Annotated in this window: 15 protein-coding genes; 3 read left to right on the forward strand and 12 right to left on the reverse strand. The window is 58.1% G+C overall.

Annotation, left to right across the window (positions count from 1 at the left end):
- Window positions 1–129: 129 nt before the first annotated feature.
- A complete protein-coding gene (locus tag LG300_RS11610; RefSeq protein WP_404375473.1) occupies window positions 130–1,539 on the forward strand; it encodes a PhoH family protein in 1,410 nt (469 codons plus the stop codon).
- Between the two features lie 103 nt (window positions 1,540–1,642).
- Here LG300_RS11610 and LG300_RS11615 read toward each other — a convergent pair whose 3' ends face one another.
- The 6 genes from LG300_RS11615 to LG300_RS11640 all read right to left on the reverse strand — a co-directional run bounded on the left by LG300_RS11615 (window position 1,643) and on the right by LG300_RS11640 (window position 8,990).
- Complete coding sequence (locus tag LG300_RS11615) at window positions 1,643–2,638, reverse strand: YihY/virulence factor BrkB family protein (RefSeq protein WP_404375474.1); 996 nt, start codon at window positions 2,636–2,638, stop codon at window positions 1,643–1,645.
- Complete coding sequence (locus LG300_RS11620; RefSeq protein ID WP_404375475.1) at window positions 2,639–3,304, reverse strand: alpha/beta hydrolase; 666 nt, start codon at window positions 3,302–3,304, stop codon at window positions 2,639–2,641.
- 73 nt (window positions 3,305–3,377) lie between these two features.
- Window positions 3,378–5,147, reverse strand: a complete 1,770-nt coding sequence (locus tag LG300_RS11625) for an SLC13 family permease (protein WP_404375476.1) — start codon at window positions 5,145–5,147, stop codon at window positions 3,378–3,380.
- 227 nt (window positions 5,148–5,374) lie between these two features.
- Window positions 5,375–5,581 (reverse strand): cold-shock protein, encoded by a 207-nt coding sequence (locus tag LG300_RS11630; RefSeq protein WP_054641278.1) that lies wholly within the window; start codon window positions 5,579–5,581, stop codon window positions 5,375–5,377.
- 190 nt (window positions 5,582–5,771) lie between these two features.
- Window positions 5,772–7,451: a GMC family oxidoreductase gene (locus LG300_RS11635; RefSeq protein WP_404375477.1), complete on the reverse strand. Its 1,680-nt coding sequence runs from the start codon at window positions 7,449–7,451 to the stop codon at window positions 5,772–5,774.
- A 27-nt stretch (window positions 7,452–7,478) separates the two neighbouring features.
- Window positions 7,479–8,990 carry a CoA-acylating methylmalonate-semialdehyde dehydrogenase gene (locus tag LG300_RS11640; protein WP_404375478.1) on the reverse strand — a complete coding sequence of 504 codons (1,512 nt, stop codon included), beginning with the start codon at window positions 8,988–8,990 and terminating at the stop codon, window positions 7,479–7,481.
- A gap of 139 nt (window positions 8,991–9,129) precedes the next feature.
- Between LG300_RS11640 and LG300_RS11645 the strand changes: the two genes are divergently transcribed.
- On the forward strand, window positions 9,130–10,038 hold the full coding sequence (locus LG300_RS11645; RefSeq protein WP_404375479.1) for a LysR family transcriptional regulator: 909 nt from the start codon (window positions 9,130–9,132) through the stop codon (window positions 10,036–10,038).
- Window positions 10,039–10,186: 148 nt separating this feature from the next.
- The gene (locus LG300_RS11650; RefSeq protein WP_404375480.1) at window positions 10,187–11,884 is read left to right on the forward strand and encodes a methyl-accepting chemotaxis protein; all 1,698 of its coding nucleotides are present in this window, start codon (window positions 10,187–10,189) and stop codon (window positions 11,882–11,884) included.
- A 22-nt stretch (window positions 11,885–11,906) separates the two neighbouring features.
- Here the strand turns inward: LG300_RS11650 and LG300_RS11655 are convergent, their stop codons facing one another.
- From LG300_RS11655 to LG300_RS11680, 6 genes are all read right to left on the reverse strand, one after another.
- The gene (locus LG300_RS11655; protein ID WP_404375481.1) at window positions 11,907–12,392 is read right to left on the reverse strand and encodes a phosphatidylglycerophosphatase A; all 486 of its coding nucleotides are present in this window, start codon (window positions 12,390–12,392) and stop codon (window positions 11,907–11,909) included.
- Window positions 12,392–13,117: a tellurite resistance TerB family protein gene (locus tag LG300_RS11660; protein ID WP_404375482.1), complete on the reverse strand. Its 726-nt coding sequence runs from the start codon at window positions 13,115–13,117 to the stop codon at window positions 12,392–12,394. Before LG300_RS11660 ends, LG300_RS11655 begins: the two co-directional genes overlap by 1 nt.
- A gap of 126 nt (window positions 13,118–13,243) precedes the next feature.
- Window positions 13,244–15,847, reverse strand: coding sequence for an AAA family ATPase (locus tag LG300_RS11665; RefSeq protein WP_404375483.1), 2,604 nt, complete (start codon window positions 15,845–15,847; stop codon window positions 13,244–13,246).
- Window positions 15,844–16,992, reverse strand: a complete 1,149-nt coding sequence (locus LG300_RS11670; protein ID WP_404375484.1) for an exonuclease SbcCD subunit D — start codon at window positions 16,990–16,992, stop codon at window positions 15,844–15,846. The genes LG300_RS11665 and LG300_RS11670 overlap by 4 nt, the downstream gene beginning before the upstream one ends.
- A 61-nt stretch (window positions 16,993–17,053) precedes the next feature.
- Window positions 17,054–18,376 (reverse strand): ammonia-dependent NAD(+) synthetase, encoded by a 1,323-nt coding sequence (gene nadE, locus LG300_RS11675; RefSeq protein ID WP_404375485.1) that lies wholly within the window; start codon window positions 18,374–18,376, stop codon window positions 17,054–17,056.
- A 183-nt stretch (window positions 18,377–18,559) separates the two neighbouring features.
- The gene (locus tag LG300_RS11680; protein ID WP_404378032.1) at window positions 18,560–20,200 is read right to left on the reverse strand and encodes an SLC13 family permease; all 1,641 of its coding nucleotides are present in this window, start codon (window positions 20,198–20,200) and stop codon (window positions 18,560–18,562) included.
- Window positions 20,201–20,522: the final 322 nt, after the last annotated feature.

Here is a 20,522-nt window from a genome sequence, read left to right on the forward strand (position 1 = left end):
TGACCTAAGAAAAACGGAATAAAGGAGACTCAAGGACACGCTAGAGAACCGACACAGGCAAGTGTCATCTAAGCGTAAAGTGCGTCTGCCAGTGTCGATGTTGCCGTCAACTAAGGAGTAGTTTCCGCGATGGTACGACTCGATAAGAAAGCAACTAGGCTGTATGTCCTAGACACGAATGTCCTGATCCACGACCCCACCGCGCTCTATCATTTTGATGAGCATGACGTGGTGATCCCCATGACGGTGCTTGAAGAGCTGGACAAGCACAAAAACGGCATCCGCGAAATCGCCCGCACGGCGCGGCAGGTCAGCCGCACGCTTTCCGACCTTACCAGCCAGGTCACCTTCGACGAGATTCAGAAAGGCATCCCCATTCCCCGCATTAGCGGAGAGTCGGGTCGCCTGCACTTTCTATGCTACAACGACCTAAAACCCTTCGACTCGCTGGATGATAGCCCCGACAACCGGATACTGGCAGAAACCTGCCGCCTGCGCGACGAGCGCCCGGATGCCTCGGTCATTCTGATCACTAAGGATATCAACCTGCGGGTAAAAGCCGCCGCGCTGAAAGTACCGGTGGAGGACTACCTAAACGACCGCGCCTTCTCCGATAGCGACGCGATGATTGAAGGCGCGCAGGTATACGCGCCCGCCGGCCAGGATGGCGCTTCGCTATGGGAAGCACTGAATGTTGAGGTCAGCGTCGAGCGCGTGGGCCACCACACTTTCTACCAGCTCAGTGGCAGTATGCCCCGCCACTGGCACGTCGGCATGCTGGTCTCCGATAGCGAAAACGGCGCCGAGTTCGAGGCCATCGTGCGCGAGCTTTCGCCCTCTTCGGCCAGGCTACAGCTACTCACCAACTACCGTCACCACGCTGGCGTTTGGGGCGTCCACGCCCACGATAGCCGCCAAAACTTTACCCTCAACCTGTTGATGGACCCAGAGATTGACCTCGTCACCATTGCCGGTAACGCGGGCACCGGTAAAACCTTTATGACCCTGGCGGCGGCCTTCCAGCAAACCCTGGACGCCAAACGCTTTGAGCGTATTGTTTTCACCCGCGCGCCGATCCCCATGGGGGAGGATATTGGCTTCTTACCGGGCACCGAGGAGGAGAAAATGTCGCCGTGGATGGGGGCCTTCCACGACAATATGGATAACCTGCTGCGTAACGAAGAGGGGGAGTCGAGCTGGGATAACGGTGCCACACGGCAGCTGATTGGCTCGCGGGTGCAAATCCGTTCACCCAGCTTTATGCGCGGGCGCACCCTGAACGACACCTTTTTGATTATCGACGAGGCGCAAAACTTCACCCCTAAACAGCTGAAATCGCTGGTCACCCGTGCAGGGCGCAATACCAAGATTGTCTGCCTGGGCAACGTAGGGCAGATCGACACCCCCTACCTCACCGCCAACACCTGCGGCATGGCTGCCGTAGTAGAACGGTTTAGGGACTGGCCCCACGCCGGGCACATCACCCTGAAAAGCGTTGAACGCTCCCGTTTAGCACTGGCCGCCGAGGAGCTGCTATAGCAGCATCTTGGTTCAAGTACATTAGTAAAAGAACCTTGGTAAACATCGCGGCTTCAGCCTGCACCGCCCGGCTCTGCTGGGCGGTGCCATACTCAGCGATAGACTAATCGCAAGGGCGACGCTGATTATCTGGCCGCTCGCTATTCCAAGGATTTTCAACACCGACAGTATCGGCAGCAAAGGCCTCGCGCTCGCCTAACGGGCGCGCCTTGCCCACGGTGGTGTCATAACAGGTTTGGCGCTCCATTTCGCAGTTAAGCTCTGCGCCAAATAGCACCACAAACGCGGAGAGCCAGAACCACAGCATCAGCGCCACCACCGCCCCTAATGAGCCATACAGCTCGCTAAAGGTCGAAAAGTAGCGCACATAGAGCGAAAGACCACCGGAACCCAGCAGCCACATCGTGGTGGCAAACAGCGTGCCGTAGCTTAGCCAGCGCCACTGCGGTGAGCGCCGGTAGGGTGCAAAGCGGTACAGCAAGGCAATCAATACGCTCATCAACACCAGCAGTGCAGGCCAGCGCAGCCACTGCAGTATTCGGTCAAGCGGCGGATCAATCATCAGCCTCTCCACCAACACCGGTACAATGGCAATAAAGCCCAGCGATATCAGGGTCATGCAAATCAAGCCAAAGGTGAGCGACACCAACACGGCTCCACGTAGCAGCAGCGGGCGCTTCTCCTCCTCGCCATAAACAACATTCAAGCCTACGACAAGCACCGATACACCTTTTGAGGCGATAAACATAGCAATCAACAGCCCCGCCAGCGCTGTCATCACATTGCCCGACTCGGTACTCTCCACCACTTCCTGGGCCTGCTGGTCGATCAACTTGGCGGCATCCGGCGGCATAAAGCGGCTAATCTCGTAGAGCTGCCGGCCAGCCTCGACAGGATCAAAGAGCAACCCCCACAGGGAGATCACCGCGGCAATGGTCGGGAACAGCGCTAGCAGAGCATAAAATGCCACTCCCGCCGCAAACATCGTAATGCGGTCACGGCGGGCAGCGCGCACCACCCGCCAGACAATATCGTGCCAACCCCGCCGAGGGATTTCCCTTGGCACGCCCGCCCGACGGCCTCGGCGTTGGCTATCCATTTAGCCTAACCGCTCGCCCAGCCACTTGCCGATATCGTTGACCTGCTGCGGGCACAGCGCATGGGCCATCGGGTACTGGCGATAGTTGACGTTGTAACCCATGGCTTTTAAGCGCTCAACGCCGCTGCGGCCCAGGGTTTCAGGCACAATAGGGTCGAAGTTACCGTGATGCACTTCAATCGGCAGCTGACGGTTGGCCTCGGCAGGTTCAATGCTGTCGGCGGTGGCAAAGTAGGTCGACATTGCCAGCAGCCCGCCCAGCGGCTGCGGGAACGATAGCGCGGCCTGATACGCCACCGCACCGCCTTGGGAGAAGCCCGCCACGATAATACGTTGGCTATCGATACCTTGATCAATCTGTTCTTGGATCAGCGCCTGGATACGCTCGGCAGATTTTTTCAGCTGAATTTCATCAACCCGGCGCCCCAGATCCATTGCCAAAATGTCGTACCACGCAGGCATTACCATGCCGCCGTTGATGGTGACCGGCAGACGCGGCGCATGAGGCATAATAAAACGCACGTGGGCGCTTTCTGGCAGCGCTAGTGCGGGCACCAGGGGCTCAAAATCATGCCCATCGGCACCTAGGCCATGAAGAATAAACACACACGCATCGGCGGGTTGACCATTTTTCGGTTCAATAATCAGTTCGCCTGGGGCTGTCATGGGCTATTTCCTTGCTGATATTAAAAGCTGCCACCCTAGCGTAAAGCAGCGCTTGGGGCGAGTCATTACCCGCTTAAAACGGCCATATTAACGGAATCAGCGTGATGGCAATAAAGCCGGTTAGCAGATTCAATCCGCCGCCAACACGGAGAAAGTCACTGATCCGATAGCCGCCAGGGCCATGCACCATCAAGTTGGTTTGATAGCCAATCGGGGTGAGAAAACTTGCTGAGGCAGCAAACATCACAGCCACCACAAACGGCATAGGGCTAATCTCCAAGCTCTCAGCGGCCGCCATCACAATCGGAAAAATAATCACCGCCGCCGCATTGTTGGTTACCAATTCGGTAAGCAGCGCCACCACGCAGTAGGTGCCGATTAATAGTAACCACGGGTTACCTGCCACGAGCGAAAGCACACCACCCGCCATGGCATCTGCTGCGCCTGACGACTGCAGCGCTGCCCCTACCCCAAACGAGGCGGCAATGGTTAATAGCACCTGGGTATCCAGCCCCCGCTTAGCGGCACCCACTGTGCAGCAGCCAGTGAGCAGTGCCATTGCCGCACCCAGCATGGCGGCATTTAACATGCTCAAAACGCCAAAGGCGGCCAGCAGTACCGCACCGAGCAAAATCCCCCAAGCCAGCGGGGCTTTTTCGTGAATGGGCCGCGCCGAGCCGTTTAGCTCGCTGATCAGCAGAAAGTCTTTCGACTGCCGATGGCGCTCGATAAACGGTGGGCGTGCCTCTAACAGTAAGACATCGGCGGGCTGCAAACGGACTTGGCCGAGATTACCGGTAACCCGTTCGCCACCACGGCAAATCGCCAGCACCGCCGCCCCATACAGCGTTCTAAACCGCCCATCACGAATCCGCTGTCCGATAAACTGGCACTGGTTGGAGACCACCGCCTCCACTAAGCGCCTCTCTTTAAACTCTTTTTCCAGGCTGGAAGCCCCATCCCGGGAGGGAATCAGCCCACGAATCTGCTGTAGCTCCACGGCGGCATCAGAGGTGCCCACAAACACAAGGCGGTCACTGGCCTTGAGCTGTTCGCCAGGCCCTACCACGCTCACCACGTTGCCAGCACGCTCAATCTCTACCAGGAACAATTCCTGAAGGTGTCGCAGCCCCGCTTCCTCTACCGTGCGATCAACCAACACTCCTGCTGGGTCTACCTCCATTTCGATGGTAAATTCCCGAGGGTTAGCAAACGCTTGTGAAATTCCCTCACGGGCAGGCAATAAGCGTGGGCTAATAAAAATCAGGTAAGCCAGCCCCGCCATCGCCACCGGAATACCCACCCATGCCAAGTCGAATAGCCCCATGGCCAATGCTGGGTAGCGCTCGATCAGCAGTCCATGCACCACTAGGTTAGTGCTCGTACCAAATAGCGTAATAGTACCGCCTAAAATAGACGCGAAACTTAGCGGCATCAGCAAACGCTGCGGCGAAAGCCGCAGACGGCGGCTCCAGCTCATCACCGCCGGAATATAGGTGGCAACGACGGGGGTGTTATTGAGAAAGCCGCTCAGCGATGCTACCGGCAGCAACAAGCGGGTTAGCGCACCACGTTCGCTGGTGGGCCGCCCCAGCACATAGCGAATAATCAGGTCGATGCCGCCAGTTTCACGGATACTGGCCACCAGTACGTACATAAACGCCACGGTAAACAAGCCGCTGTTGGAGAAGCCGCCAAGCGCCTGCTGTGGGTTAATCACGCCAAGCGTCATCAGTACCACCACCGCTCCCATCAGGATCATATCCGGTCCCAGGCGTGACAGCGCCATAAGCGGGAAAATAGTCAGCACTACTCCTACTGCAATCCAAGCATCCAGCGACATAGCCCCACGTCCTTCGTAACGAGTCTTTTAAATCGTCTTAATAAGAAAGTATCGAGGGCATTGTGCCGCCTGCGAGATATTCTAAAAAGTTATTTTTAGAAACACAGTAAGAAGAAAAAAGAATATAGGCGGATAGCGGATGAATTGCACAGAAACAAAAAACCCCGCCTAGGCGGGGTTTTTCAGCACGCTAACCTTAATGGCTAGCGGCAAACATCAAGCTGGAATTAACCCAGAACTTTGATGTTGGAAGCCTGAAGGCCTTTTTTACCCTGGGTGACGTCGAAGGAAACCTTCTGACCGTCTTGCAGAGTTTTGAAGCCGTCAGCTTGAATTTCGGAGAAGTGAGCGAACAGATCGTCGCCGTTGTCGTCCGGAGAAATGAAGCCGAAGCCTTTAGTGTCGTTAAACCACTTAACGGTACCAGTTGCCATGATCGAAATCCTCGATTTAGCTTGATGTAGAGCCGGGTAATACCCGAGTTGCAGTGGGTAGAACAAGAAACTTTCACCAGACTCAACGCTAGAGCGTTTCGATACTGCTGACAACGTTCGACTTGCTAACCAACTGCATGCAGCATGCGCTTAACGACGCCGCACGTCAACACTATGATAGAAAAAAATTTCAGTGCAATGAATTTTCTTCCAAAATCCATCCAGCGGCCTTTTCGGCGATCATTAACGTCGGCGAATTGGTGTTGCCACTAGTAATAGTAGGCATCACTCCCGCATCTGCAATGCGTAGCCCAGCCACCCCGCGCACCCGCAATCTCTCATCCACTACCGCCATAGGATCGTCGCGTCTTCCCATACGCGTGGTGCCCACCGGATGAAAAATCGTCGTGCCAATATCCCCTGCTAACCGCGCCAGCTCGTCATCGCTTTGGTACTCCACCCCCGGCTTCACCTCTTCGGGAGCATACTTAGCGAAGGCAGGCTGCTCGGCAATGCGCCGTGTCACCCTTAAAGAATCCGCCGCCACTTTACGGTCTTCCGGCGTGCTGAGGTAGTTCGGCGCAATGGCTGGCGGCTGGCGGGGATCGGCGATTTTTAAGCGCACGGTTCCTCGGCTGGTAGGGTTTAAGTTGCAAACGCTCGCCGTGATGGCCGGATAGGGATGCAGCGGTTGCCCAAACGCTTCAAGGCTCAGCGGCTGTACGTGGTACTGGATATTAGGGTACGGCTGATCCTCAGAGCTGCGGGTAAAGGCACCCAGCTGCGAAGGTGCCATGCTCATCGGCCCCGTGCGTTTGGTGAGGTACTCCCAGCCAATGCCCGCTTTGCCCCATAGGGTGCTGGCAATAGCATTAAGCGTTTTGGCATTGCTGACACGATACACTGAGCGGATCTGGAGGTGATCCTGCAGGTTTTCGCCTACGCCCGGCAGATCGTGCACCACCTCAATACCGTGTTCGTTCAGATGGTCGGCAGGTCCGATGCCCGATAGTTGAAGCAGATGTGGCGAACCAATCGCCCCCGCACACAGCACCACTTCTTTTCGCGCCTGCACATGCTGATTTTTACCGCTGCGCTCTACCTCTACCCCGGTACAATGAAGCGCTTGCTGGGTGCCATCGAAGCAGAGCCGATTCACCTGGGTGGAGTGCCACAGCGTCAGGTTATCTCGCTTCAAGGCGTTGCGTAAGAACGCTTTGGCGGTGTTCCAGCGCCAGCCGTCGCGCTGGTTCACTTCAAAGTAATCCACACCTTCGTTGCTGCCACGGTTGAAATCATCCGTGCGGGGAATGCCCGCCTGAACCGCTGCTTCAGCAAAGTCATCCAGCACTTGCCACTTTAGGCGCTGTTTCTCCACTCGCCATTCGCCGCCATGGCCGTGAAACGCACGATGGGTGTCATCGCCGTCACCACCTTCATCCAGCCGGTAGTGGTTTTCGTGCTTCATAAAGTCCGGCAGACAATTCTCCCAGCGCCACTCCTCGCTGCCGGTAACCTCCGCCCAGTGGTCGTAATCCCGTGCCTGGCCGCGCATATAGATCATACCGTTGATACTTGAGCAGCCCCCCAGGGTTTTCCCCCGGGGGTAGATCAGCGAGCGGCCATTCAAACCCTGGTCCGGCTCTGTGCGGAACAGCCAGTCGGTGCGTGGGTTATTAATGCAATAAAGGTAGCCTACCGGAATATGAATCCAGTGGTAGTTATCCCGCCCTCCTGCTTCAATCAGCAGTACCTTGTTGTTGGGGTCAGCGCTCAGCCGGTTGGCCATCAGGCACCCTGCGGTGCCTGCACCAACCACAATATAATCAAACTGCTCAGCGTTGGAGTTTGTCATTGTATTTTTTGGCATGGGTTTGGCTCCCGTAACGGTCAGGCGTTACTTCGCCGTCGGCATCACAAACTCGGCACCTGCGTCGATGGAGTCCGACCAGCGCTGCATGATCGACTTCTGTTTGGTATAGAAGCGCACGCCCTCTTCCCCATAGGCATGGGTGTCGCCAAACAGCGAGCGCTTCCAGCCGCCAAAACCGTGCCACGCCATAGGCACCGGAATCGGTACGTTGATGCCGACCATGCCCACCTGGATACGGCGGCCAAATTCACGGGCGACGCTGCCACTTTCGGTAAAGCAGCTCACCCCGTTACCAAACTCGTGGTCATTGATTAATTGGATGGCGGTGGCGACATCCGGCACGCGCACGCATACCAGCACCGGGCCAAAGATCTCCTCTTTATAGATGGTCATCTCCGGCGTGACGTGGTCAAACAGCGTGCCACCCATCCAGAAGCCGTCTGCACAGCCCTCGCCCGCCTGAGTACTATCAAACTCGCGGCCATCGACGATGAGTTTGGCCCCCTCTTCCACGCCCTTGTCAATGTAACCGGTAATACGCTGATGCGCTTGCCGGGTCACAATCGGTCCCATCTCCGCATCCAGCTGCATACCATCTTTGACTTTCAACGCCTTGGCGCGCTCGGTGAGCATCGGCACGACTTTATCGGCCACATCGCCCACCAGCACAGCCACGCTAATCGCCATGCAGCGTTCACCGGCACTGCCGTAGGCCGCACCAATCAGCGCATCGACGGCTTTATCCAGATTGGCATCAGGCATCACCACCATATGGTTCTTCGCTCCGCCTAGCGCCTGCACGCGCTTACCGTGCTTCGCACCGCGCTCGTAAATCAGGTTGGCAATCGGCGTGGAGCCGACGAACGACAGCGCCTTCACATCAGGGTGGTCGATCAGCGCTTCAACGGAGTCTTTATCGCCTTGCACCACGTTGAACACGCCATCGGGCAGACCCGCTTGCTTCAACAAATCCGCAATCATCAGCGAGGCGCTGGGGTCCAGCGGGCTGGGCTTGAGAATAAAGGTATTACCAGCGGCAATGGCGATGGGGAACATCCACATCGGCACCATCGCCGGAAAGTTAAACGGCGTAATACCGGCCACCACGCCCAGCGGCTGGCGCACGGTCCAGTTATCGATGCCGGTACTGACCTGCTCGGTGTAGTCGCCCTTCAGCAGTTGGGGGATACCGCAGGCAAACTCCACAATATCAATACCGCGTGCTACCTCGCCCTGGGCATCGGTAAATACCTTACCGTGCTCTTTGGTGATCGCTTCGGCCAGGGCGTCTTTGTTGGCGTTAAGCAGCTCCAGAAACTTAAACATCACACGGGCGCGGCGAATGGGCGGCGTATCGGCCCAGGCGGGAAATGCCGCTTGGGCAGCCTGCACGGCGCTGTCCACATCGGCGGCCGAAGCCAGGGCCACACGGCCGGTTACCTGGCCGGTGGCGGGGTTGAACACATCCTGGGCGCTACCGGAGGTGCCTTCGCTGGGTTGTCCGTTAATAAAGTGATGGATGGCGTTGGTTGTCATTGTCGCTACCTTTATAACGATTGCTTAAGTGATCAGTGGGTGATCACTAGACTACCCCGCTCAACAGGCCAATCAATTGAGTATTTTTTAACCCGGATATAAGCTCTACTAATAACACAACGAATAAAGGTTACCCGTTATGCAGGAGTACGCCACGCTACGGGCATTTGTGGCTGTTGCCCATACCGGCAGCGTTTCGCGCGCGGCCGAGCAGCTCCACCTTACCCAGCCCGCTGTGAGCCTAAAGTTGAAGCAGCTGCAGCAGCACCTGGGCCTAATGCTATTTACCCGCCGCCCGCAGGGGCTAACCCTCACTGCCGATGGTTACGCCCTGCTGCCTGCGGCTGAAAACGCCCTGGCCAGCGCGCTGGCCTTTGAACAGAGCGCCAGCGCTTTACACAGCACGCTACGGGGCAAGCTGCGTATTGGTACGATTGTCGACCCGGAATTTATTCGCCTAGGCGCCTTTCTCAGCCGCTTAATGGCCCGTGCGCCCCAGCTGGAAACCGAACTACAGCATGGCATGAGCGGCAGTGTGGGTGAGCGCGTAGAGCAAGGCGAACTGGATGTCGGGTTTTATCTCGCCCCGCCCGGTGAAGGCCCAGGCACGCAGCACCCTGCACTCGCATTTCGTGAACTCACCCACTTTCACTACCATGTCGTCGCTCCAGCAGGCTGGGAATCACGGTTAACCGATACCCGCTGGGAATCTCTGGCGGCGCTGCCCTGGATCGTGACTCCCAAGGTATCCGTGCACTACCGGCTGCTGAATAAGGCGCTAGCCGACAGCGGCGCCACGCCGAACCGCGTTGCCCAGGTAGACCAAGAGGCGTGTATGCTGGATTTAGTGCGAGCAGGCGTAGGACTTAGCCTGGCACGAGATGCACTGGCTATGACCGAGCGCCAGGAAAGTGGGCTGACTGTGGCGGATAATGTTCGACTTCCTTGTGCCCTGAGCTTTATTTGGCAGCGCGGACGAGAGGATGAACCAGCGCTTCATGCGGCACTCAGCACTTTAGGCGAGGTATGGCCACCACGTATGGCATGAACCATACCTTCTTGATTTATATCAACGCGCTGTAAGGCTATTCACGTTTAGATTAAGGTTCAACTTCTAGCAACAAAAACGACAACGCTAAGAGAACCTCACTATGTCGCAGCTTTTATCCCTTTCGCCAACTGGTGAACGAGATCGTGTGCCCGTTCAATCTACCGACTCGCCTCCTTACTTTACGCTATTGCAGCGACTGAGCCTGCAAACCAAGATTTTGCTGCTCGTACTCACGCCCCTGTTAATCGCCTGCGTTGGATTAGTTGGTGCAGAAGCGTTTGAACGCGCTAAAGATACTCGTGCACAGCTCGCTCAACAGCGGGAGATGCTGATTGAATCCCGCACCGAGAGTGTCGCCAACATCGTTGGCATGGCAGCCTCCTCCATTGAGTCACTCGTCACCAGCAGCGGCAGCCAAGACCAACGCCAAGCCGAAGCCCGTGATCGCCTGCGGGAACTGCGCTTTGAGGACGACAATTACATTTTTGTCTTCGATACCGATGGCACCATGCTGGTGCAGTCGGCAGTGCCCGAGCAAGAGGGGCAGTCGATGATGGATGCCACCGATACTGAAGGCCGCCCGTTTGTACGTCGTTTAATTGAGACCGCACAAAGTGGCGGCGGCATCTATCAGTACCACTGGCCCAACCCAACCACCGGCGAAACCGAAGCCAAATACTCCTACACGATGCTCATTCCTGAATGGGATTGGGTCATTGGTGCTGGCGTATATATGACAGATATCAACGCAGATATGGCCAGTATCGAAGCCGCCGCTGCGGCAGATCTGCGCCAAACGCTGACCAAAATTATTGGCGCATCGCTACTGCTTTTCTGCGCCATTGCCAGTATTACCGTATGGGTAACCCGGCGCATTGTTGGGAAAATTCAGCAAACTGCCACCGCAATGCAAGAGATTGCCGCCGAAGTGGCCGCTGGCCAGGGCGATTTAACCCGGCAGTTGGCCGTCACCAGTGATGACGAAATTGGCCATCTAGCCGATGAATTTAATGCGTTTATGACCCGCATTCGTGAAACGCTGCTCAGCGTTCGACAAAGCGCCGACAGTGTTTACCAAGCCTCGCATGAAATTGCCCAGAGCAGCGAAGAGCTAGCCGCACGAACGGATCAGTCTGCCGCCAACTTACAGCAGACCTCTTCGGCAATGGAACAAATTACTGCCACTGTTAGCCAAAGCGCTGAACACGCTCAACAGGCTAATCAGCTTGCCTCCGCAACTGCCGACGTGGCACGCCAAGGCGATGAAACCATGCGCCAAGTCGAAAAAACAATGGAGGAGATTGACTCCTCCTCTGCACAAATTGTCGATATTGTCAGCATGATTGACGCGATTGCCTTCCAGACCAATATCTTAGCGCTCAACGCGTCGGTAGAGGCAGCACGGGCGGGCGAACATGGACGCGGGTTTGCTGTTGTTGCTCAAGAGGTACGAACCCTCGCCTCTCGCTCCAGCGATGCCGCAAAAGAGATCCGCACCCTGATTGACGCCTCAGTAGAGCGTTCACGCCACGGCAAAACCATTGTCGGCGAAGCTGGCGACACCATGCGCCATATCGTCGATAGTGTGATGAAGGTCGCCGATGTCATCGCTGAAATTAGCGCGGGTGCTCAAGAGCAGAGTAGCGGTATTGATGAGGTCAATCAGGCCGTAGGTGACATGGACTCCATGACCCAACAGAACGTCACTATGGTGGAACGCTCTTCCTCAACCGCTGCCAATATGCGCCATCAAGCAGAGCAGCTGAGAAGCCTGATTGGGACTTTCGTGCTAGAAGAGAGTGAGCGCCACAAGAGTGAGCGCTACACGTCCGTACCTTCTTAACCACATGACCGGGTTGGAGGAGCTAACCCCTCCAACCCGACAGCTGGCGACGCTGCCCCAGCGCAACAATCAGCGCGACCACCAGCCAGCTCACCAGCGCGGCAATCACATCATCGAGCACGATCCCCACCCCGCCGGTGGCATATTCCGCCAAATGAATGGGCGGCGGTTTCAAGCCATCGAAGAAGCGGTAGACGCCAAACGCCAACACCAGTATCAAAGGGTGGCGGGCGGCTTTTAAGCCCAGTACCACCAGCGGGAAGGCGACGTACTCATCGGCCACAATACTGCTATGGTCCAAGCCATCGTAATGCCACGCTGCGATATGGCAGACCGGCACCGCGGCTACTAGCAACAGCGCAATGATGCCAGCCTGCTGGCCGGTCGGGCGGCTTACCAGCCACCAGGCAAGCGGCAGGCCAATCAGTGAACCAAAGGTGCCCGGCGCGATGGGCGCAAGACCTAGCCCAAAGCCGGTGGCTAGCCAAAAATTGAACGTATCGAGCATTAGCCAGCCTGCTGCGCCTGGCGCTCAAGCTCTGCCGCCATCTCGGGCGTTAGGTTTAGCGCGCTGGCGAGTTGGTCCAGCCAAGCCCGCTCCATGGGGTTTTGATCGTCAATTACCGCCACGCTGATCAGGTACATCTCGCGAGCCGCCTGGGGGGAGTCCGCTTCGTGGGCCAGTGCCTGGGCATCCAGCGGCGCTTTTAGCTGCTGTTCTACCCAACGGTGCATCTCCTCATCCGCGCCCAGGGCGTCGATCTGCTCGGTAATCAGCGCCTGCTCCTGCTCATTGATATGGCCATCCGCCCGGGCGGCCATGATCATCGCTTGCAGCAGTTCCAGGCTACGGCGCTCTTGATACTCGCCGCTCAGCACCTCGACGCGCTCGCCTTCTGAGGAGGATTGGGTGGTCGCTCCTTTCTTTTCCTGGGCGCTTTGCCACGCTTTCCAGGCCAGCACGCCAACTCCGGCAATGGCGCCATACTTCAACGCTTTACCGCCCATGCTACGGCCACGCTTCGAGCCCACTAACATACCTATGGCGCCGCCGCCCAGCAGGCTTTTCATATCGAAGCCGCTGGAGCCGCTGCTTTGCCGCGTGCTTTGGCTGTTGTTACCGCCCAAATGGCGCGAGAGGCCATCAATCACGCCTTTAACATCCATGCCGCTGCCGCCTTTGCTGCCGCTGGCCTGGCTCATCAGCTGCTGTAGAATTTTGCTTGCGTTCATCCTTGTGCTCCTCAGTGGATATTCGCTTGGGTAGTTACTCCCGTGAGTGGGTCGCACGCTAGCACTTTAACCATTGTTATAACGCATGCTACATGCATGCAGCATGAATTAACTCCGCGCTCACGCCTAGCTCAGCGCCCCTTTCACCGTGACCGAGCTGCCGTGGCGGCTAGCGTTCACCTCGATACGAACCGGCATCTGCTCTTTGAGTTCGCTGACGTGGGAAATGATCCCTATCATCCGCCCGCTCATTTGCAGCTCGCTCAGCATGGCAATGGCTTGATCCAGGGCATCCTGGTCCAGGCTGCCAAAACCTTCATCAATAAATAGCGTATCCAACTGAATACCGCCCGCGTAGGCCTGCACCACATCGGAAAGCCCCAGCGCCAGCGACAGTGCCGCCATAAACGACTCCCCACCAGAGAGCGTGGCCACCGGGCGATTTTTTCCAGTGTAGGTATCAGCCACGTCTAGCTCTAAGCCGGAAGCTTTATTGCCCTTGGAAGGGTCTTCCCGACGCACTAGCTGGTAGCGCCCGCGGCTCATGCGTACCAGGCGCTCGGAGGCTTGAATCAACACATCGTCCAGCAGCACGCCCAGCACAAAACGCTGCAGGCTGATGCGGTTGCCGGTGCGGCCATTGGCGACGTCGCTCAGCGTACCCCACAGCTTGTACTGCTCCTCCAGCGCTGCCTCTGCGCGGCGGGCATCCACCAAGCGCTGCTGGGTGCTAGTAAGTTGGTCGACGCGTGCAGCCAAGCGCTGATACGTTTGGCGGCAGGCTTCTTCGTGGGTCTTGGCCGCGTCAGCGTTGGCGTTGAGGGCGGCAACGTCGGGGGGCGTCTTGCCCTTCAGCAGCGGCTCGCTGGCCTCAATTTGACCTTCCAGCTTCGCCAGCTCCCGTTGAAAGCGCGCGACGTTGTCACTTAGGCGCTGCTGCTCCGGCGCTTCTAGGCGGGCAGCGGTAAACGCCTGCTCATCGCTAAAGGGGCTGGCCTGCAGCGCTGCTTGCCATTCAGCTTGGGCGGTTTCCAAAGTGCGCTGCGCCTCTGCTTGGCGCTGGGTAGCCTCTGTCAGCGTGGTTTGCGCTTGGGTGAACGCCGTGTGGGCAGCTTGGGCCTGAGTATGGGCGGCTTTCCACGTTTGTTCGTAGGTGCCTATCTCGCGCTTTATGCTGTCTAGCGAGGCGTTCAGTGCTTCCAGCGAGGTGGCTTCCCCTAACTGCCCGCGCAGTTGCTGGCACTGCTCGTTGAGGTGGTTTGCCTGCTGCTCTAGGCGCTGGGCGTCTTGCTGGGCGCTCACCCAGGTTTGGCGGGCACGCTCGTAAGCATCCCGCGCCTGCTTCACCTCCTCTTGCGTCACCAGCGCCTGAGCGGGTACGGCAGGCGTTGGATGCTCGCGGCTGCCACACACCGGGCAGGGCTGGCCGCTTTCCAACCGCTGGGCGAACAGCGCCGCTTGGCCCTGGTGCCAGCGCATCTCCTGCTCGATGGTATGCTGCTCTTGCTGTGCGGCAGCGCGCTGCTTCTGCTCTGCCGTTTCAAGCGCTTGGGCCGCCTGCTGGGCGAGCGTTTGGTACTGCCCTTCCAGCGTGGTCAGCTCCTGGCACTTGGCGAGGGATTGCTCCAGAGCATAGGCCTGGCGCTGCAGTTCAGGCAGCCGTTCATGCTGGGCATTGGCCTCCTCCAGCGCCGTCTGGGCCTGCTGGTGGGCTGCCTGTCGAGGGGCGATGGCCTGTTCGGCGGCGTGGCATTCCCGTTGGGCGGCGGTGGCGTTTTTCTGGGCGCTTTGCAGCGCGTAAAACGGCGTTGCCAGGGTTTGGGTTTGTTCGTGCTGGCGAAGCTGCTGCTGGGCGTGTTGCACCGCTGGCTGCTGCTCCAGCAAGGTAGATTTTGCGCTGACCAGCGCGGCGTGCTGCTCGAACTGGCGGGCCAATGTTGTGCCCGCCTGGGCAGCTGCCACAGCCTGCTCACGCCGTTCGCTGGCCGTAGCGAGATCCTGCTTGGCGGCTTGATAGTCGGGGGCGAGCGCCGCGAGTGCTTCATTAAGGGCGGTCTCGCTCTCGACATCGCTGGCCGAGAGCATCCCTTGCACCCGCTGGCGGTGGTCGTTCACCTCGCGGACAATATGCTTGGCCTGCTCCAGCAAACGCTGTTCGATACGCTGAAAAATCTGGGTTTGAAACAGCTGGGCAAAAATCTCCTCGCGCTCTTTTGAGCCAGCCAGCAGCAGCTCGCGGAATTTCCCCTGGGGGAGCACCATGACCTGGCGGAACTGGCGAGCATCGACCCCCAGCAGGCTCTGCAGCTGGCTGGTGGCATCGGTCACGCTGCGGGCCACCAGGCACTCTTCTTCCATGCCTTGGGGGGTTAGCCGCCAGAGCTGGGCTTCGGCGTTTTGGGTGGTCGTGCCTTCGCCCCGCGCTTTGGGTCGCTCCTGTTGGGGCACTCGGCGCACCCGATAGGTGGCATCCCGCAGGCGGAAATCCAGGGTCACTTCGGTAAGCAGGGTGGCTTCCGCTTGGTCGCAGCGCATCTGGCCTGCGTCTCGCTCGTTGCCGGTGGTTTGGCCGTACAGCGCAAAGCAGATGGCATCGAGGATTGAGCTTTTGCCCGCGCCAGTGGGGCCGTTAATCAGAAACAGCGGGCTTCTGCCCAGCGCGGTGAAGTCGATGGTTTCGCTACCGGCAAAGGGGCCAAAGGCCTGCATGGTGAGCGTTAATGGCGTCATGCCTGGCCCTCCTGCTCGCGACTCAGGGTGGTGATCAACTCGCCCATGGCACGGGCCTGCGCGTCGCTCATCGGCTCGCCGCTGGTTTGGGTGAAGAAGTCACTAAACATATCCAGCGCGCTGAACGTTAGCCGCTCGCGGTCTAGCTGCTGGCGGCCTTTCGCTTCCAGCATGCCGGGCTTTTCCAGGTGCAGCACGTTGGGGTAGACCTCCCGCAGTTTGCCCATGGGGTCGAGAATGGCGTGGCGGTCGGTGAGGCGCACCAGCAGGTAGTCATCGGCGTGGGGGTCAGCGGCCCCTTGGGCCAGCAGCTGCGCCAATTCGCCCTCCAACACGCGCACGTTTCGGCGCGGTTGCAGCGGGCGGTGGGTTATTTGGGTGACGCCTTCGCTGCCCATCTCGACAAGGGTGACACCTTTGCGCTGGGTGGCTTCGGAAAAGCTGTACTTCAGCAGCGAGCCGCTATAGCGAATATGCTCGCCGCCGCGAATTTGGGGGCCGTGAAGATGGCCCAGCGCCACGTAGTCGAAACCCTGCATGGGTTCCCAAGCCACGCTTTCCGCTCCGCCTAGAGTGAGCGGGCGTTCGGAGTCGCTGGCAGTGCCGCCATCTACAAAGCAGTGGCTCATCAGTAGCGTCGGGCGGCCCGGCTGTCGCTGCGCCTCAATACGCTCCAGCAGATAGCGGTGGGCGCTGTCGAAGTCGCGCACGTCTTCGCCAAATTCACTGCGTACATATTCTGGATCGGCGTAGGGGATGCCGAAGATATCCACCGTGTCATCGCCAATCGTGAGGGTGACCGGCTGGTCGCAGGTGGCTAGGTCGGTGAGAATATGCAGCCCGGCCTGGCGCAAGTGGCGTGCGCCAAACCCCAGCCGCTCGGCACCGTCGTGGTTACCGGAAATCATCACGACCGGCAGGCCACGCTTCTCGCACAGCTCGCCTAAGATCTCATCCAATAATGTAACCGCCGCTGCTGGAGGCACAGAGCGGTCGTAAATATCGCCCGCCACCAGCACGGCATCCACCTGCTCGCGGTCGATAATCTCTAGCAGCTGCTGCAACACATGGCGCTGGTCTTCCAGCAGGGAAAGGTTGTGGAACAGCCGCCCCAAATGCCAATCGGCGGTATGAAGTAATCGCATGACAGGCTCGATACAGGAAAATTAGCTGCATCATAACAACCTGACACCGCGACGCTAGCGTTTAAGGGGTGATAGGCAGCTGACGCTTATGCGCCGAGCGCTGGTAGGTTTGGATAATAGTGGCACGGGCGCCCTCGCTGATCTGCTCGCCGGTCAGAAAGGCATCGATATCCGCATAGCTAACCCCCAGCGCTTCTTCGTCGGCGAGCTGTGGTTTGAGAGTTTCCAGGTCGGCGGTAGGCTGTTTTTCCACCAGCGCTTCCGGCGCGCCCAGCACAGCGCCAAGCTGCCGCACCTGGGCTTTGGTCAACCCAGTGAGCGGCGCAATATCGCAGGCACCGTCGCCATACTTGGTAAAAAAGCCCATTAACGCTTCGGCCGCTTGGTCGGTGCCTACCACTAACCCTGCGTTGGCCCCCGCTACGGCGTACTGGGCCACCATCCGCTGGCGCGCTTTAATATTGCCCAGCACGAAATCCCGCTGATGGGCGTCGGTAAAGCCCAGCCCACCGGCTTCAAGCGAGGCCAACAGTGCATCGCTGGCCGCTTGGATGTTGACCGTCAGTACGCTATCTGGCTGGATAAACGCCAGCGCCTGCTGGGCGTCTTCTTCATCCTGCTGGGTGTCGTAGGGCAAGCGCATGGCGTAGAAGTGCGCCTCGACTCCCTCTTGGCGGGCTTTTTCTACCGCCAGTTGCGCCAGCCGCCCGGCCACGGTGGAATCGACACCGCCGCTAATGCCCAGCACTAGGCTCTTCTGCCCAGTGCTCACTAGCTGGCGATATAAAAATGCCACGCGACGCTCCACTTCCTGCTGCGGGTCAAGGGTGGGCGACACCTGCAGCGCTGTCTGGATATGGGCCTGATTGGCTTGATGTGCGATGGCACTCACCTGCCCCTCTACCACGGCGGCGTAGTGCTCCGGCAGGCGCATTAACGCGTAGTGGGCGGCGGCCAAACGCACCTCGTTGCGGTCACCGGAAAAGTGCCGCGTCTCGGATATCAGGTAGTACTGCTGCTCGTGGCGAAACGCCCAGGCAAAACATACTGTACCTACCGGAATGCCATCGTGGGGTTCAGGCCCGGCAATGCCGGTATTAGCCAGGGCCACGTCGGCATCGTTGTTGGTCAGCGCCCCCAGCGCCATCTCTTTAGAGGTGGCTTCGCTGGTTAATCCACACTGCTCAATGGTATGGGCACTGACCGATAGGTAGCGCTGCTTCGCGTCCGGGGAGTATACGGCCAGGCCGCAATCTATTGATTGGCCGCTGCCGGGCACCCGCGCCAGTTCCGAAACAATCATCCCTGCCGTGCAGGACTCAGCAGTGGCGAGTGTTAAGGCGTGCTCTTGCAGGTAATCGCGGACGTTTTCAAGCAGTTCCATTGCCGGTCTCCTTTGGGGTTGCGTCTGCGTGTTGAAGTCCCTCAAGCCACTATAGGTAATCCCCGCCGTTTGTCGAAAGCCCGCCAACCCACCCCAGCACACCGTTTCGCGCTGTAAGCCGCATACAAAAAGCCCCCATCGCAGGACGGGGGCTTAATGCTAACCACGTAAATTTAATCTAGGTTAGTCCCTAAATGCGTCCGGGTAAGTGGTGAGATCAACGCCCCAAAGCACCGGTAACAGAAAGTAGACCGCCGCCACAATCAGGAACATTGCAATGATGTTTAGCCAGAAACCGTTACGCACCATCTCGATGATTTTGATTTTGCCGGTGGCGAAGATAATCGCGTTGGGCGGCGTGCCCACCGGCAGCATAAAGGCACAGTTAGCTGCCATCGCCGCAGGCACCATCAGCACGAACGGGTGAATATTCAGCGCCAGCGCCAGCGACGCCAATACCGGCAGGATCATGGTGGCCGTGGCTGTGTTGGAGGTGATTTCGGTCAGGTACAGCACCATGCCAGTCGCCAGCAGAATCACCAGCAGGAAGTTGACGCCTTCCAACACGCTCATTTGGCCGCCAATCCAGGAAGCCAGACCCGACGAACCAAAGCCCGCAGCAATCGCCAAACCGCCGCCGAACAGCAGCAAGATGCCCCACGGTACGTCTTTGGCCACATCCCATCCCAGCAGGCAGCCGCCTTTATTGGGGGAAGGAATGAGAAACAGCGCCACGGCGGCGGTAATCGCAATCATGGTATCGTTAATGCCGGGGATCGCGAGGATCTGCCCCTGCCAAAGGAACGAGCGGGTAATCCAGAAAAACGCGGCGAACAGGAAAACACCGAGCACCGCCTGCTCTTCGAAGGTGATCTTACCCAGCGCCTCTTTCTCTTTGCGGATCAGCGCACGGCCACCCGGCAGCTTGGCGAGCTTAATCGGATAAATAAAGCGCGTGAGCATCACCCAGCCAATCACCAGCAGCGAGACAACCACCGGGAAAGCAAACATCATCCAGCTAGCGAAAGAGATCTCAATCCCAAACAGCTCGTTCACAATCGCAGCCAGGATAATGTTCGGCGGCGTGCCAATGAGCGTGCCCAAACCGCCAATGGTGCCCCCGTAGCCCACGCCAAAAATCAGCGACTTACTGAACTTATCAATCTCGTCGCTGTGATCCCCTTCGGTTTTGTTCAGCTCCTGGGTCATTTGGTAGACAATCGCGGTGCCAATGGGCAGCATCATCATGACGGCAGCGGTATTGGATACCCACATCGACAAGAAGCCCGTGGCGGCCATAAAGCCAAACACGATGCTGTTAATACTGGTGCCTAGCACGGAGATAATCGACAGCGCGATGCGCTTATGAAGGTCCCACTTCTCCATCGCCAAGGCGATCATAAAGCCGCCCAGGAACAGGAAAATAATCGGGTTGCCGTATGCCGCCGTTACAGCGCCACTCTCCAGCGCACCGGTAATCGGTAGCAGAATAATGGGTAGCAGTGATGTTACCGGAATAGGAATGGCCTCGGTAATCCACCACACCGCCACCCATAGGGTGGTGGCTAGCACCATGCGCCCTTCGAAGCTCAAGTCGGCGGGGTGGAAAAACATCACTACCAAAGCAAACAGCAAAGGCCCCAACACCAAGCCGACTTTTTGTGCCGTGCTGTATGCGGGCGGACGGGGCGAATGGCCGCCACCGCCCTCGGTTATAGCGTCATTTCGGGATGAGGAGCCACCGGCGCTTGAGGTCGGTAACGCACACATCAGGAGATTTTTGACTTGGTCGTGGGAGTGCCAAAGCTGATCCCACAGCATCATCGTGGCAGTTCTGCGCATTATGGAAGTACCGCTCGCAGTCAGGGTGAACGAAAGGGCTCAGGAAGTTGTTGGCCCTATGGCATTTTTCGCCAGCGCCGCTGGCTTTTAGGGTGCCCTTTATTCACTGCAATAGGCCATTAGTCCAGTAAATTGGCGGCAATTACAACCAAAGTCTAACAACTTTAGTCTAAAACATTAGCGCTTTCTGTTACGCCTCCCGACCAGCTCCACCTTGCTCCGCTACCCTTTATTTGGCATATCATCGTGTTAGGCCACCGCGTTTTTGTTTGTCTCCGCAATGTACGCTAGCGCACCGACAGCA

The sequence above is a fragment of the Vreelandella aquamarina genome (assembly GCF_044805175.1).
In the GTDB taxonomy this organism is placed as follows: domain Bacteria; phylum Pseudomonadota; class Gammaproteobacteria; order Pseudomonadales; family Halomonadaceae; genus Vreelandella; species Vreelandella aquamarina_B.

Coding starts and splice junctions, on each gene's coding strand:
- LG300_RS11610 (WP_404375473.1), top strand. CDS start 130: ATGGTACGACTCGATAAGAAAGCAACTAGGCTGTATGTCCTAGACACG.
- LG300_RS11615 (WP_404375474.1), bottom strand. CDS start 2,638: ATGGATAGCCAACGCCGAGGCCGTCGGGCGGGCGTGCCAAGGGAAATC.
- LG300_RS11620 (WP_404375475.1), bottom strand. CDS start 3,304: ATGACAGCCCCAGGCGAACTGATTATTGAACCGAAAAATGGTCAACCC.
- LG300_RS11625 (WP_404375476.1), bottom strand. CDS start 5,147: ATGTCGCTGGATGCTTGGATTGCAGTAGGAGTAGTGCTGACTATTTTC.
- LG300_RS11630 (WP_054641278.1), bottom strand. CDS start 5,581: ATGGCAACTGGTACCGTTAAGTGGTTTAACGACACTAAAGGCTTCGGC.
- LG300_RS11635 (WP_404375477.1), bottom strand. CDS start 7,451: ATGCCAAAAAATACAATGACAAACTCCAACGCTGAGCAGTTTGATTAT.
- LG300_RS11640 (WP_404375478.1), bottom strand. CDS start 8,990: ATGACAACCAACGCCATCCATCACTTTATTAACGGACAACCCAGCGAA.
- LG300_RS11645 (WP_404375479.1), top strand. CDS start 9,130: ATGCAGGAGTACGCCACGCTACGGGCATTTGTGGCTGTTGCCCATACC.
- LG300_RS11655 (WP_404375481.1), bottom strand. CDS start 12,392: ATGCTCGATACGTTCAATTTTTGGCTAGCCACCGGCTTTGGGCTAGGT.
- LG300_RS11660 (WP_404375482.1), bottom strand. CDS start 13,117: ATGAACGCAAGCAAAATTCTACAGCAGCTGATGAGCCAGGCCAGCGGC.
- LG300_RS11665 (WP_404375483.1), bottom strand. CDS start 15,847: ATGACGCCATTAACGCTCACCATGCAGGCCTTTGGCCCCTTTGCCGGT.
- LG300_RS11670 (WP_404375484.1), bottom strand. CDS start 16,992: ATGCGATTACTTCATACCGCCGATTGGCATTTGGGGCGGCTGTTCCAC.
- nadE (WP_404375485.1), bottom strand. CDS start 18,376: ATGGAACTGCTTGAAAACGTCCGCGATTACCTGCAAGAGCACGCCTTA.
- LG300_RS11680 (WP_404378032.1), bottom strand. CDS start 20,200: ATGATGCTGTGGGATCAGCTTTGGCACTCCCACGACCAAGTCAAAAAT.